We start from the raw sequence: 14108 nt of genomic DNA on the forward strand, positions 1-14108 counted from the left end.
CCATGCTGCAGACCCGCGTGATCAAGCCCGCCGCCAATGCCTACCCGTACCCCCTGCTGATCAAGCGCCTGCTGCTGTCGGGGGTGCGTTACGAGCGCAGCCGCGAGATCGTCTACCGCGACCGGCTGCGCTTCGACTACCGCACCCTCACCCAGCGCGTCGCGCGGCTGGCCAACGTGCTGAGCGCCGCCGGGGTCAAGGCCGGCGACACGGTGGCGGTGATGGACTGGGACAGCCATCGCTACCTGGAATGCATGTTCGCCATCCCGATGATCGGCGCGGTGGTGCACACCATCAACGTGCGCCTGTCGCCGGAGCAGATCCTCTACACCATGAACCACGCCGAGGACCGCTTCGTGCTGGTCAACAGCGAGTTCGTGCCGCTCTACCAGGCGATTGCCGGGCAACTGGCGACGGTCGAGAAGACCCTACTGCTCAGCGACGACGGGGCCAGCCCGGCCGAGCTGCCGGACTGCGTGGGTGAGTACGAGAGCCTGCTGGCCGCCGCCGCGCCGAGCTACGACTTCCCCGACTTCGACGAGGACTCGGTCGCCACCACCTTCTACACCACCGGCACCACCGGCAACCCCAAGGGCGTCTACTTCACCCACCGCCAGCTGGTGCTGCACACCCTGGCCGCGGCGGTGACCGTCGGCTGCCGCGAGAATCCGCGGCTGATGGGCTCGGATGATGTCTACATGCCGATCACGCCGATGTTCCACGTGCATGCCTGGGGGCTGCCGTACGTGGCCACGCTGCTGGGGCTCAAGCAGGTCTACCCGGGGCGCTACGACCCGGAACTGCTGATCGAACTGTGGCGCCGCGAGGGCGTCACCTTCTCGCACTGCGTGCCGACCATCGTGCAGATGCTGCTCAATGCCAAGGGCGCGCAGGGCACCGACTTCAAGGGCTGGAAGATCACCATCGGCGGCAGCGCGCTGACCCGCGGGCTCTATGACCTGGCCCGCGCGCGCGGCATGAACCTGCTCGCTGCCTACGGCATGTCCGAGACCTGTCCGCTGATTTCCGGCGCGCATATCAACGACGAGCTGCTCGCCGCCGACGAGGAGGCGCGCATCGCCTACCAGCTCAAGGCCGGGGTGCCGGTGGTGTTGGTCGAGGCGGCGATCCAGGCGCCGGACGGCAGCTTCCTGCCGGCCGACGGGCAGTCCCAGGGCGAGCTGGTGCTGCGCGCGCCCTGGCTCACCCAGGGCTACTACAACGAAGCGCAGAAGAGCGAGGAGCTCTGGGCTGGCGGCTGGCTGCACACCGGCGATGTCGCCACCCTCGACGAGATGAGCAACATCGACATCCGCGACCGCATCAAGGATGTGATCAAGACCGGTGGCGAATGGATTTCCTCCCTGGCCCTGGAAGGGCTGATCAGCCGCCACCCGGCGGTGCGCGAGGTCGCGGTGGTCGGCGTGCCCGACGAGTGCTGGGGCGAGCGGCCGTTCGCCCTGCTGGTGCTGCGCGACGGCGAGCGTCTCGATGCCCGCGGCGTGCAGCAGTTCCTCGAACCGGCGGTGGCCGAGGGGCTGATCAACAAGTGGGCGGTGCCGCAGCAGGTCGCGCTGGTGGCCGAGATTCCCAAGACCAGCGTCGGCAAGCTGGACAAGAAGCGCATCCGCGCCGACATCGCCGGCTGGATGGAGCAGGGCGGGGCGCAGGTTTCGTCGCTGTGACCCTGGCGGCAGCGCGGCGTCGGCTCAGCGGTCATGCAGGGCGGTGTGCTGTAGACGAAAGGACGTTGCAGGGGCGGGGCGACTCGCAGGCAAGATAGGCGCGATTCTGCGCATCGGCGCCCCGCGCGGCAGGCCGGGGCGGCGCAGCCTGGCCGCGCTTGCAAGGGATGAGGCATGACACGCGAACATGATGGGGTGGCACCGGGGCGCGCGGGCTGGGTCTGGCCGGCGCTGTTCAGCCTGCTGGCGTTCGCCGCTAACTCGATCTTCTGCCGCCTGGCGCTGATCGGCGGCGATAGCGATGCCGGATCGTTCACCGCGCTGCGGCTGCTCAGTGGCGCCGGTTTCCTGCTGCTCCTGCTCGCCAGGCGCCGGCCGCGCCAGGCGCCAGGCGGCAGCTGGCAGGGCGGGCTGGCGCTGTTCCTCTACGCCTATCTGTTCTCCATCGCCTACGTCGAACTGGGCGCCGGGGTCGGCGCGCTGATCCTGTTCGGCGCGGTGCAGATCAGCATGTTCGCCCTGGCCCGGCTGCGGGGCGAGCGCTTCGAGCCCCGGGTCCTGCTCGGCATGCTGGTGGCCTTTGCCGGCCTGGTCGCGCTGCTGCTGCCTGGCGCCGGTAGCCCCTCGCTGGCCAGCGCGCTGGTCATGCTGGTATCCGGGGTGGCCTGGGGCGTCTATTCGCTGATCGGCAAGGGCTCGGCCAACCCGGTCGCCGATACCGGCGGCAATTTCCTCCGGAGCCTGGTGTTCGTCGTGCCGCTGGGGCTGTTCATCCTGCTCGGCAGCGGAGCGCGGCTGAGCACCGCCGGGCTGCTCTATGCGCTGGCCTCGGGCATGCTGGCCTCGGGTGCGGGCTACGTGGTCTGGTACGGGGTGGTCAAGCGGATCAGCGCCCAGCAGGCGGCCACGCTGCAGCTGGGCGTGCCCATCATCGCCTCGCTGGGCGGCGTCATGTTGCTGGGCGAGCCCTTGTCGCTGCGCCTGGTGCTGACCTCGGCGGTGGTGCTCGGTGGCGTCGCCGTGGCCCTGTTGCCGCTGCGCCGCAGCCGGCCGGCCGGCTGACCGGACAGCGATGTATCGTGTGCTGCTGCCCGGCTCGCGGCCGCGGCGGATGTTAAGCTCTGGCATGGCCGTCGCGCTGAGAGCAGGCGGTCTGACCCTCGTTGGACAAAGGAACGCGTTATGAAAACCCTGAGCAAGCTTTCCGCCATGGCAGTGGGCGTCGCGCTGCTGGCCGGTTGTACCACCAACCCCTACACCGGTGAGCGCGAAGCCGGCAAGGCCGGCGTCTACGGCGGCATCGGCGCGGTCACCGGGGCGGTGATCGGTGCTGCGACCTCGAGCAGCAAGGACCGCACCAAGGGCGCGCTGATCGGCGCCGCGGTCGGTGGCGCCGCCGGCGGCGGCTACGGCTACTACGTCGACACCCAGGAAGCCAAGCTGCGCCAGACCCTGCAGGGCACCGGCGTGCAGGTACAGCGCAACGGCGACAACCTGACCCTGATCATGCCGGGCAACATCACCTTCGCCAGCAACTCGGCGGACATCTCCAGCAACTTCTACCCGACCCTCAATTCGCTGGTGCAGGTGTTCAAGGAGTTCAACAAGAACGGCGTCGAGATCGTCGGCCACACCGACAGCACCGGCTCGCTGCAGCTGAACCAGGACCTGTCCAACCGTCGCGCACAGAGCGTCGCCTCCTACCTGGTGGCCAACGGCGTGGAGGCCTCGCGCATCTCCGCATTCGGCGTCGGCCCGAACCAGCCGATCGCCAGCAACGACACCACCGCCGGCCGCGCACAGAACCGCCGCGTGGAAATCAACCTGCGTCCGCTCTGATCGCCCATAGCCAGGCGAGGCCGCCCGGCCTCGCCTGTGCCGTGAACCAGGCGTCAAAAATTTCCTTTATCGATTCCCTACGGAACCTTCTTCCCCCGCTGCGACTCTCAATCGGTTGAAGCACGCCAGTGGTGGCGCAGAGGAGGTCGAATGGAAGATCGTCCCGCTTTCCATTCCCGCAGGCCTTGGCTGCCATTCCTCGTGACGCTGGCGCTGATGGCGGGGCTGGGCGGATGGATCGGCTGGCAGTGGCACGTCCAGGAAAGCCGCACCCGGATCGAGCAGGAGCAGCGCTTCACCCTTGCCGTGGATGACATCGAACAGTCGCTGCGTGCGCGCATGCGCGCCTACGAGATGGTCCTGCGGGGCATGGCCGGGCTGCATGCCGGCAGCCAGCAGCTCAATGGCGAGGAGTGGGTGCGCGCGGCCGACCAGTTGCAGCTGCAGGATTACTATCCCGGCATCCAGGCCATCTCCCTGTCGCGCTATGCCACCCGGGCATCGATCGGCACCCTGATCGAGGAGATCCGCGACGCGGGCCGCGAGCAGTTCCGCTTCTATCCGCCGGGGCTGCGCGACGAGTACCTGATCGCCGAATACCTGCACCCGATGGACTGGCGCAACCGCCGGGTGGTCGGCTTCGACATGTTCAGCGAGGCGACCCGGCGCGAGGCCATCGTCGCCGCGCGCGACAGCGGCAATCCGGTGCTGACCGGCCCGCTGCGGCTCAAGCAGGAGATCGAGCAGGACGTGCAGAACGGCGTGCTGCTATATTTTCCGCTGTATGCGTCCAGCGCGCCGGTGACCACCGAGGCGGAGCGCCGCCGTGCCTTCTTCGGCACCATGCACGCGGCATTCCGGCTGACCGACCTGATGCAGGGCATCCTCGGCTCGCGCAGCGACTCACTGCAGCTGCAGCTGTTCGATGCCGGCAATCCCGGCGTGCCGCTGCTCGCCGGCCGCGACACCATCAATCCCGAGGCGCGCTTCCAGCGCACCCGCAACATCCACATGTATGGCCGCAGCTGGCAGCTGAAGTTGGCCAGCACCTGGCAGTACGAGGCGGCGGCCCGGCGCAGCTCGCCCGGCTTCAACCTGCTGCCGACCCTGGCGGCGGCGTTCCTCTTCTCGCTGCTGGTCGGCGGCTACCTCTACCTGCGCGAGCGCGCGCTGCAGCAGAGCCAGGCCGCCAGCCTGCTGTCGCGCGAGCGTGAGGCACGCTTCCGCCAGCTGATCGAGCAACTGCCGGTGGCCACCCTGCTGTGCAACGCCAGCGGGCGCATCGAACTGGCCAACCCGAGCGCGGCCAGCCTGCTGGGCAGCAGCACGGCGCTGCTCGCCGGCGAGCGGGTCAGTCGCTACCTGCCCGAGCTGCTGAGCAGCGATTCGCTGTCGCTGCGCGTCACTGCCAGCCAGCAGGAAACCCAGGCGCTGCGCGAGGACGGCCAGCCGATCCCGGTTGCCCTCAGCCAGACCAGTTTCAAGCACGACGAAGCCTTGTACTACGTGGTCAACCTGGTCGACCTGCAGGCGCGCAAGCGCGACGAGGAGCGCTTTCGCAACGTCGTCGAGGCCTCGCCGAACGCCTTCGTGCTGGTCGACAGCCACGGCATCATCGTCATGGTCAACCGCCAGACCGAGCTGCTGTTCGGCTACAACCGCCAGGAGCTGCTCGGCCAGCCGCTGGAAATCCTCCTGCCCGAGGCCACCCGCGAGGCGCATCGCGGGCTGCGCCAGGCCTTCACCGAGCATCCCGAGCCGCGCCGCATGGGCAGCAACCGCGAGCTGTTCGGGCGGCACCGCGACGGCAGCCTGCTGCCGGTGGAGATCGGCCTGTCGCCGCTGCGCAGCGGCGACGAGGTGCTGGTGCAGGCGGTGATCATCGACATCAGCCATCGCAAGGCGGCCGAGCGCCGCCTGCGCGACCAGGCCGACCAGCTGGCGGTGGCCAATCGCTACAAGTCCGAGTTCCTCGCCAACATGTCCCATGAGCTGCGCACGCCGCTCAACAGCATCCTCATCCTCAGCGACCAGCTGCGGCAGAACGCCCAGGGCAACCTCAGCGAAAAGCAGGTGCGCCACGCCGACATCATGCATCGCGCCGGCCACGACCTGCTGCAGATGATCAATGACGTGCTCGACCTGGCGCGTATCGAGTCCGGCCACATGCAGCTCAGCCTCGAGCCGGTCGACCTGCACGAGCTGCTCGACGAGGTGCAGGCCACCCTCGGGCCGATGGCCGAGCAGAAGGGCCTGGCACTGGTCACGCGGCTGGAGCCGGGCACCCCGGCCAGCCTGGACAGCGACCGGATCCGCCTGCAGCAGATCCTGCGCAACCTGGTGACCAATGCCCTGAAGTTCACCGAGCAGGGCCGGGTCGAGGTCAGCATCCGCTGCAAGGACGGCGCCACCGGGCAGGACTGCGCCGTGCTGCAGTTGCTCGTGCGCGACACCGGCATCGGCATCGCCGCCGACGAGCAGGAGCGCATCTTCCAGGCCTTCCAGCAGATCGATGGCTCGATCAGCCGGCAGTACGGTGGCGCCGGCCTGGGCCTGGCGATCACCCGCCAGCTGGCCGAGGTGCTCGGTGGGCGCGTCGGCGTGGCCAGCGAGCCGGGCAAGGGCTCCTGCTTCACCGTCGAGTTCCCGCTGCCACGCCAGGCCGGTGGCGCCGCCCGGCCGGAGCGCGCGCCGCTGATCTCGCGCCAGGACGGCGTCGCCCCCGGGGTGCTGATCATCGAGGACGATTCCGAATTCGCCTCGGTGGTCGCCGAGGTGGCGCACACCCACGGCTTCACCGCGCTGGTCTGCAACGATGGCGAACAAGGCGTCGAGGCGCTGCGCCACGGCCGTTTCGCCGCGGTGATGCTGGATATCCTGCTGCCCGACATCAGCGGCTGGGAAGTCTATCGCCAGCTGCGCAGCGACGAGCGTCACCTGCGCACGCCGGTGGTGATCATGTCCTGCGTGCCGCAACCCGGCGACTGGCACGACGACAACGGCCGCTACCTGCTCAAGCCGATCTCGCAATCGCTGCTGGAGCGGCTGTTCATCGAACTCGGTCGGCGCGAGAGCAATCCGCTGCGGCTGCTGCTGGTCGAGGGCGAGCCGCAGCAGCGTGCGCGCCTGCGCGACCATCTCGAGCGGCTCGGCTACAGCGTCAGCGCGACCGGCTCCAGCGAGGCGGCACGACTGGCTTTCGCCGAGCGCGCGTTCGGCGTGCTGATCATCGATTTCCGGCTGCCCGATGCCATGGGCTGCGACCTGCTCGAGGCGCTGGAGCGCCTACGTCCCCTGAACGAGGTGAAAGTAGTGATGCTCAGCGAAAAGGATCCGGACCCGGCGCAGCTGCAACGCCTGCAGCGCTTTTCCGTCACCTTGCTGTCCAACGATGAAGTCTTCGCGCAACTGGGCGAGGTGCTGCGCCCGCTCAGCCACCAGGAGCTGCTGGCCAGCTCCGCCGAGCGGGGCATCGCGCTCGGGCAGCAGGTGTTGCTGGTGGATGACGATGTGCGCCTGCTTTACGCGCTGACCGGCGAACTGGACGCCCTGGGCTTGCAGGTCGAGGCGGCCACCGACGCCGGTGAGGCGCAGCAGCGCTTCGAGGTCGGCGCCTTCGACCTGGTGATGGTCGACATGAGCCAGGCCGATGGCGAGGCGGCGCGGCTGCCGCGGCGGCTGAAGGACGAGCTGGGTTGCCAGGTGCCGATTGTCGCCCTGCTGGCGCGTGACGACGAGGCCGAGCGCGCCCGCGTGCGCGCCCTGGGCGCCGATGCCTGGCTGGCCAAGCCAGTCGCCCCGGCTGCGCTGGCGCAGATGCTGGAACGCTGCCTGGGGCTGGGGCGCCCGGGCCTAGACGAGGAGGAGTAGCCCGGTGCGACCCGTGGAATCCCTGCGCGCCCGCTGCCGGCGCGACGCCTGCGGGCCTTGCCTCGTGGAGAGCCGGGCATGGCGCTGAACCAGCTCAAGCCGCAACCGCGCAGCCGCACTTTGCTGGTGGTGGACGACCGCGAGGCCAACCTGGTCGCCATGGAGGCCCTGCTGGGCGACGGCGACTGGCAGGTGCATGGGGTCAATTCCGGCGAGGCGGCGCTCAAGGCGCTGCTCGAGCTGGACGTCGAGCTGGTGCTGCTGGACGTGCAGATGCCGGGCATGGACGGCTTCGAGGTGGCGCGGCTGATGCGCGCCAATCCGCATACGCGCTACACGCCGATCATCTTCGTCTCGGCCATCGCCCATACCCGCGAGTCGGTGCTGCGTGGCTACGCCACCGGTGCGGTGGACTTCGTCCTCAAGCCGTTCGATCCGCAGGTGCTCAAGCACAAGATCAACACCCTGCTGGCCCACGAGCACAACCGCCGCGACCTGCAGCTGCTGTCGCAGCAGCTCGACAGCGCGCGGGCGTTCAACGCCTCGGTGCTGGACAACGCCGCCGAGGGCATCCTGGTGGTCGGCGAGGACGGCATCATCAGCTTTGCCAACCCGGCGATCGCGCAGATGCTCGGCTCGCGGGTCGAGGCGCTGCAGGGCACCCGGCTTCTCGTGCACCTGGCCGCGCCGCGGATGGAGATGCCCTGGCGCGAGTCGGACTTCTACCAGCACTGGCGCGCCGGCTCGACCTACCGGCTGCACGAGGCGCAGTTGTACACGGCCGACGGCGGCCAGCTGCCGGTGGCGCTGTCCTGTTCGCCGCTGCCGCGCCAGCAGCGCTCGATGGTGGTCATCGCGCTGGACATGTCGGTGGTGCGCAACCTGCACCTGCAGCTCGAGACCCAGGCGGTCACCGACTCGCTGACCGGCCTGCTCAACCGCCGCGGCTTCCACCAGGCGCTGGAGTCGGCGCTGGCGCGGGTCGACCGCAACGGCAAGCGTATGGCCGTGCTGTACATCGACCTGGACGGCTTCAAGCGCATCAACGACTCACTCGGCCACGACGCCGGCGACGAGATCCTCTGCCGGGTCGCGGGCATGCTGGAAGCCTGCATGCGCCCCTACGACATCATCGCGCGCATGGGCGGCGACGAGTTCACCGCGCTGCTGGACTCGCTCGACCATCCCGAGGACGCCGCCCGGGTCGCGGAAAAACTCATCGACCTGATCTCGGTGCGGCATACCGTCGAAGGCACCGAGGTCACCCTGGGGGCCAGCATCGGCATCGCCCATTTCCCCGATTGCGGGCAGAGCGTCGACGAGCTGCTGCGCTCGGCAGACATGGCGATGTACGAGGCCAAGCGCGCCGGGCGTCGCCAGTACCGCTTCTTCTCCAGCGAAATGAACGGCCGTGCCCATGCCCGCCTGACCATGGAGGAGAACCTGCGCAATGCCATCGAGCGCAACGACTTCGAGCTGGTCTACCAGCCGCAGATCATGCTCGCCGACGGTCGCCTGCGCGGCTTCGAGGCGCTGCTGCGCTGGCCGCGCGGCGAGTCCGGGACCATCAGCCCCGGGGTGTTCATCCCGCTGCTGGAGGAGACCCGGCTGATCGAGCGGGTCGGCGAATGGGTGCTGCGCGAGGGGCTCAACCAGCGCCGCGAGTGGCAGCCGGTGTTCGACGACGAGCTGGTCCTCAGCCTGAACGTCAGCCCCGTGCAGTTCGCCCGGGCCGGGCTGCTCGACCAGCTGCGCCGGCTGGCCGACGACTACGGGCTCAATCCCGGTCAGCTGGAGATCGAAGTCACCGAAGGCACGCTGATGCAGGACCTCGAGCAGAGCGGCGAAAAGCTGCGGCAGCTGCGCCAGCTGGGCGTGCGGGTGGCCATCGACGATTTTGGCACCGGCTATTCGTCACTGGCCTATCTGCGCAACTTCGAGCTGGACACCCTGAAGATCGACCAGCTGTTCATCGCCAACATGCTCGACTCGCCGCGCGATGCAGCGGTGGTCAGCACTATCATCGACCTGGGCCGCAACCTCGGCCTGGAGGTGATCGCCGAGGGCGTCGAGAGCGAGGCGCAACGCGACTGGCTGATCGCCAACGGCTGCGACGTGATGCAGGGCTTCCTGATCGCGCCGGGGCTGCATCCGGCGCGCGCCGGTGCGTTTCCCCGGCGCCTGGAATGGGAACGGCAATAGCCGGCTTCAGGCCGGCGGGAACTGCCGGTGCAGCTCGGCCAGCTGGGCGTCCTTGGCCTCCCAGAGTCCGTTGACCCACTGCTGGAAGGCCAGCCGGTAGGCCTCGTCCTGGTCATAGCTGCGGCCGATGAACTCGCCCGGGATGGGCTGCGCTTCGATGCGCAGCACCACCTGGCGGATGCGTCCGGCCAGCAGGTCCCAGAACGTCGGGCGGCCGTCGGGGTAGTGGATGGTCACGTTGATCAGCGCGCTGAGCTGTTCGCCCATCGCATCGATGACAAAGGCGATGCCGCCGGCGCGCGGCTTGAGCAGGTGCGCGAAGGGCGACTGCTGCTGGGCATGCTTGGCCGGGGTGAAGCGCGTGCCTTCGAGGAAGTTGAACACCGACACCGGATTGGTCCGGTAGCGCTGGCAGGCCCGGCGGGTGGTGGCCAGGTCCTCGCCGCGCTTTTCCGGATGCCTGGCCAGGTATTCCTTGCTGAAGCGCTTCATGAAGGGAAACTCCAGCGCCCACCAGCACAGGCCGATCACCGGCACCCAGATCAGCTCCTGCTTGAGGAAGAACTTCAAGATCGGCATGCGCCGGCTGAGCTGGTACTGCAGCACCAGGATGTCGGCCCAGCTCTGGTGGTTGCTGGTCACCAGGTAGGAATGGCGCATATCGACCAGCTCGCGGCCCTGCACGTCCCAGTCGATACGCCGCGCCAGGTCCATCCAGAAGCTGTTCACCGCCATCCAGGATTCGGCGATCCAGTGCATGCCGAAGCGCAGGCGGCGCTGCACCGGCGCGAAGGGCAGCACCAGCTTGAGCAACGCCAGGGCGAACAGCGGCCAGCACCAGAACAGGGTGTTGAGCGCGAGGAACAGGGCGGAAATCACGCCGCGCAGCGGCGCGGGGAGGAAGCTGAGCATGGCTGTCTCGTCGATACGGCTGATTCGAGTGGCCAAGCGTAGCGATTATGCGGGCATCTGTAACTATCTGGGACAGCAGCAAAAAAGCCCGCCGACGCAGGGCGTGGGCGGGCTTTTTCCCGGCTGCGGCGGTTAGGCCTTCTGGCTGGCTGCCTGCAGGGCAGTGAGGGCGATGGTGAAGACGATGTCCTCGACCAGTGCACCGCGCGACAGGTCGTTCACCGGCTTGGCCAGGCCTTGCAGCATCGGGCCGACGCTCAGGCAGTTGGCGTTGCGCTGCACCGCCTTGTAGGTGGTGTTGCCGGTGTTCAGGTCGGGGAAGATGAACACCGTCGCCTGGCCGGCGACCTTGCTGTTCGGCGCTTTCTGCTTGCCGACGCTGAGCACGCTGGCGGCGTCGTACTGCAGCGGGCCGTCGATGGCCAGCTGCGGCGCGCGTTCCTGGGCGATGCGGGTGGCTTCGGCGACCTTCTCCACCTCGGCGCCGCTGCCGGAGCTGCCGGTCGAGTAGCTGATCATCGCCACGCGCGGCGGCACGCCCAGCGCCACGGCGGACTCGGCGCTCTGCAGGGCGATCTCGGCCAGCTCGGTGGCGTTCGGGTTGGGATTCACCGCGCAGTCGCCGTAGACCAGCACCTGGTCGGGCAGCAGCATGAAGAACACCGAGGACACCAGGCTGTAGCCCGGCGCGGTCTTGATCAGCTGCAGGGCCGGGCGGATGGTGTTGGCGGTGGTGTGCACCGCGCCGGAGACCAGTCCGTCGACCTCGTTCAGCGCCAGCATCATGGTGCCCAGCACCACGGTGTCCTGCAGCTGCTCGCGCGCCTGGTCCGGGGTCAGGCCCTTGGCCTTGCGCATCTCGCACATCGGCTCGACGTAGCGGTTGGCGATGACCTCGGGGTCGAGGATCTCCAGGCCGGCCGGCAGGTTGATGCCCTGCTCGCGGGCCACCGCCTCGACCTCGGCCTGCTTGGCCAGCAGCACGCAACGGGCGATGCCGCGTTCCTGGCAGATGGCCGCGGCGCGCACCGTGCGCGGCTCGTTGCCTTCGGGCAGGACGATGCGCTTGTTGGCTTCCTGGGCGCGCTTGACCAGCTGGTAGCGGAACGCCGCCGGCGACAGGCGCAGCTCGCCGCGCGGCACGCTGCAGCGGGTGTGCAGGTATTCGGGGTGCAGGTGGCCGGCGATGTAGTCAGTCACGCGGGTGGCGCGCTCGACGTCGTCGGCCGGGGTTTCCTTGTTCAGCCCGAACAGGTTGTTGGCCGTGTCATAGGAGTTGGTGCTGACCATCATCACCGGCAGGCCGCCGTCCAGCGCCGCCTTGCACAGCTCGAGGATGCGCGGGTCCGGCGTGAAGTCGCCGGTCAGCAGCAGGCCGGCAAGCTTCTCGCCGTTGAGCGAGGCCAGGCTGGCGGCAAGGATGATGTCGTCACGGTCGCCCGGGGTGACCACCAGCACGCCGGAGCGCAGCAGCTGCACGGTATTGGGCACCGCGCGGGCGCAGAGCACGATCTTGCCGACGCGACGCTGGTCGGCTTCGCCGGCGTTGAGCACCTGTGCGCCGAGCAGTTCGACGATGTCACGGGTACGCAGCGCGTTGAGTTCCTCGGCGAAGGGAATCGCACCGAGCAGCTGGAAGTCGGCGCTGCCCAGCAGCGGCAGGTGTTCGCGCAGCTGCGCGACGAAGCTGTCGATGCCTTCGTCGCACTTGACCTTGTTGAGGATCACGCCGAGCACCTTCGGGTCCTTGGCGCCGCCGAACTGCTGCGCCTGGATCTCGATGCGCTCGGCCATGCGCTTGAGGCTGTCCTGGCCCTGGGCGGCGATGAGGATGATCTCGGCGTCCAGGCTCTTGGCCAGGTGGGTATTGATCCGCGAGGTGTAGTCGGAGCTGGTGGTCGGCACCATGCCCTCGACGATCACCACGTCCTTGTCGACCGCGACCTGCTGGAAGCGGCTGACCACGTCCTCGAGCAGCAGGTCCAGCTCGCCGTCGGCCAGCTGGCGCTCGACCTGCTCCAGCGGCAGCGGCTCGGGCGATTTCAGCGACAGGGTGCGCTCGACCAGGATGCAGGAACGCTCGCGCCCCTGGTCCACGGGGAACGGCTGGGCGATCGGCTTGAAGAAGCCGACCTTCAGGCCGGCGGCCTGCAGCGAACGGATCAGGCCGAGGCTGATGGAGTTCAGACCACCGCCGAAACCGGTTGGGGCAAGAAACAAGGTGTGCATGGGATCTCCTTCAGGAGCTGGGCTCAGGCTGCGCAAACACTGGGCTGCACGCCGCGGCAGCGGGCAGCCGGAAATGACGAAACCCGGCGCCCGCGAGGGGCGCCGAGTCGGTGCATCGAAGCCTGCCGGGCCGGATCAGGCATCGAGCAGGGCAAGGGTGTCCAGGGCGATCTGGCGCTCTTCGTTGGTCGGTACCACCAGCACGCGTGGGCTGCCGGCCGCCTGGATCTCGCCGGCGACCCCGCGGGTGCAGCGGGCGTTGGCCTCGGCATCGAGCTTGAAGTTGAGCAGCTTGAGGTGGTCCAGGGTGCGCTCGCGCACGGCGGCGGAGTTCTCGCCGATGCCGCCGGTGAAGATCAGGCCGTCCAGCTTCGGCAGGGCGCAGCCCATGGCCGCCAGCGACTTGGCCAGGCGGTAGCAGAACACCTCGAAGGCCAGGGTGGCGCCCGGGTGGCCGGCCTGGCGGGCCTCGGCCAGGGTACGCATGTCGTTCGACAGCCCGGAGAGGCCCTTCAGGCCGCTTTCCTTGTTGAGCATGTTGTCGATCTTGGCCAGGTCCCAGCCCAGGGTCTTGTTCAGGAAGTTGTGCAGGCTGGGGTCGACGTCACCGCTGCGGGTGCCCATCACCAGGCCTTCCAGCGGGGTCAGGCCCATGCTGGTGTCGCGGCTCTCGCCATTGACCACGGCGCAGGTGGAGCAGCCGTTGCCCAGGTGGGCGACCAGCCAGCTGCTGTCCTCGACCGGCAGGTTGGTCATTTCCGCGGCGCGCTTGCTGACGTAGCGATGGCTGGTGCCGTGGAAGCCGTAGCGGCGCACGCCGTGGTCGCTGTAGAGGAAGCCCGGGATGGCGTAGCGGTAGGCATGCTCGGGCATGGTCTGGTGGAAGGCAGTGTCGAACACGCCGACCTGCGGCATCTGCGGGAACAGGTTGATGGCGGCGTGGATGCCGCTCAGGTTCGCCGGGTTGTGCAGCGGCGCCAGCTGGATGTTGGCTTCGATGCTGGCCAGGGTCTCGTCGTTGAGCAGGCAGGAGGCGAAGAACTTCTCGCCGCCGTGCACCACGCGGTGGCCGATGCCGTCCAGATGGCCGCCGGCGGCGTCCTCGACGCGCGGCAGGATCTGGGCCAGGGCAGCCTGGTGGTCGGCATTGGGAACCTTCACGCTCTCCTTGCCGGCGGCGTTTTCGAAATGAATGACCGCTTCGGGGCTGCCGATGCACTCGGCCAGGCCTTGGAGCGGGAAGGTCGCTTGCGCTTCGTTGACCAGGGCGAACTTGATCGACGAGCTGCCGCAGTTAATCACCAGGATGTTACGAGCCGACATCGGTGGTCCTCAGTGCTTGGATGTTATTGAAATAGGCGGACGATGAGT

8 protein-coding genes are annotated in these 14108 nt (G+C 68.5%); 5 read left to right on the forward strand and 3 right to left on the reverse strand.

Annotated features, from left to right (window positions below; genetic code table 11):
• The first annotated feature begins 2 nt into the window (after positions 1 to 2).
• The 5 genes from L3N39_RS17250 (at position 3) to L3N39_RS17270 (ending at position 9596) form a co-directional block, all read left to right on the forward strand.
• Complete coding sequence (locus L3N39_RS17250; RefSeq protein WP_237258653.1) at positions 3 to 1685, forward strand: fatty acid--CoA ligase; 1683 nt, start codon at positions 3 to 5, stop codon at positions 1683 to 1685.
• 174 nt (positions 1686 to 1859) lie between these two features.
• Entirely contained in the window at positions 1860 to 2747 is an 888-nt protein-coding gene (locus L3N39_RS17255) for a DMT family transporter (protein WP_237258654.1), read from the forward strand.
• Between the two features lie 120 nt (positions 2748 to 2867).
• Positions 2868 to 3524, forward strand: coding sequence for a YiaD family glycine zipper/OmpA-like lipoprotein (locus L3N39_RS17260; RefSeq protein WP_237258655.1), 657 nt, complete (start codon positions 2868 to 2870; stop codon positions 3522 to 3524).
• A 150-nt stretch (positions 3525 to 3674) separates the two neighbouring features.
• Positions 3675 to 7394 (forward strand): CHASE domain-containing protein, encoded by a 3720-nt coding sequence (locus tag L3N39_RS17265; protein ID WP_237258656.1) that lies wholly within the window; start codon positions 3675 to 3677, stop codon positions 7392 to 7394.
• A gap of 78 nt (positions 7395 to 7472) precedes the next feature.
• A complete protein-coding gene (locus tag L3N39_RS17270; protein WP_237258657.1) occupies positions 7473 to 9596 on the forward strand; it encodes a two-component system response regulator in 2124 nt (707 codons plus the stop codon).
• A 6-nt stretch (positions 9597 to 9602) separates the two neighbouring features.
• On the opposite strand, the gene L3N39_RS17275 is transcribed toward L3N39_RS17270, so the two are convergent.
• The 3 genes from L3N39_RS17275 to L3N39_RS17285 all read right to left on the reverse strand — a co-directional run bounded on the left by L3N39_RS17275 (position 9603) and on the right by L3N39_RS17285 (position 14060).
• Complete coding sequence (locus tag L3N39_RS17275) at positions 9603 to 10508, reverse strand: 1-acylglycerol-3-phosphate O-acyltransferase, YihG family (RefSeq protein WP_237258658.1); 906 nt, start codon at positions 10506 to 10508, stop codon at positions 9603 to 9605.
• A 132-nt stretch (positions 10509 to 10640) separates the two neighbouring features.
• Positions 10641 to 12737, reverse strand: a complete 2097-nt coding sequence (pta, locus tag L3N39_RS17280; RefSeq protein WP_237258659.1) for a phosphate acetyltransferase — start codon at positions 12735 to 12737, stop codon at positions 10641 to 10643.
• A 135-nt stretch (positions 12738 to 12872) separates the two neighbouring features.
• Complete coding sequence (locus L3N39_RS17285; protein WP_237258660.1) at positions 12873 to 14060, reverse strand: acetate kinase; 1188 nt, start codon at positions 14058 to 14060, stop codon at positions 12873 to 12875.
• Positions 14061 to 14108 lie beyond the last annotated feature (48 nt).

The organism is Pseudomonas oligotrophica, from assembly GCF_021726475.1.
Classification (GTDB): domain Bacteria; phylum Pseudomonadota; class Gammaproteobacteria; order Pseudomonadales; family Pseudomonadaceae; genus Stutzerimonas; species Stutzerimonas oligotrophica.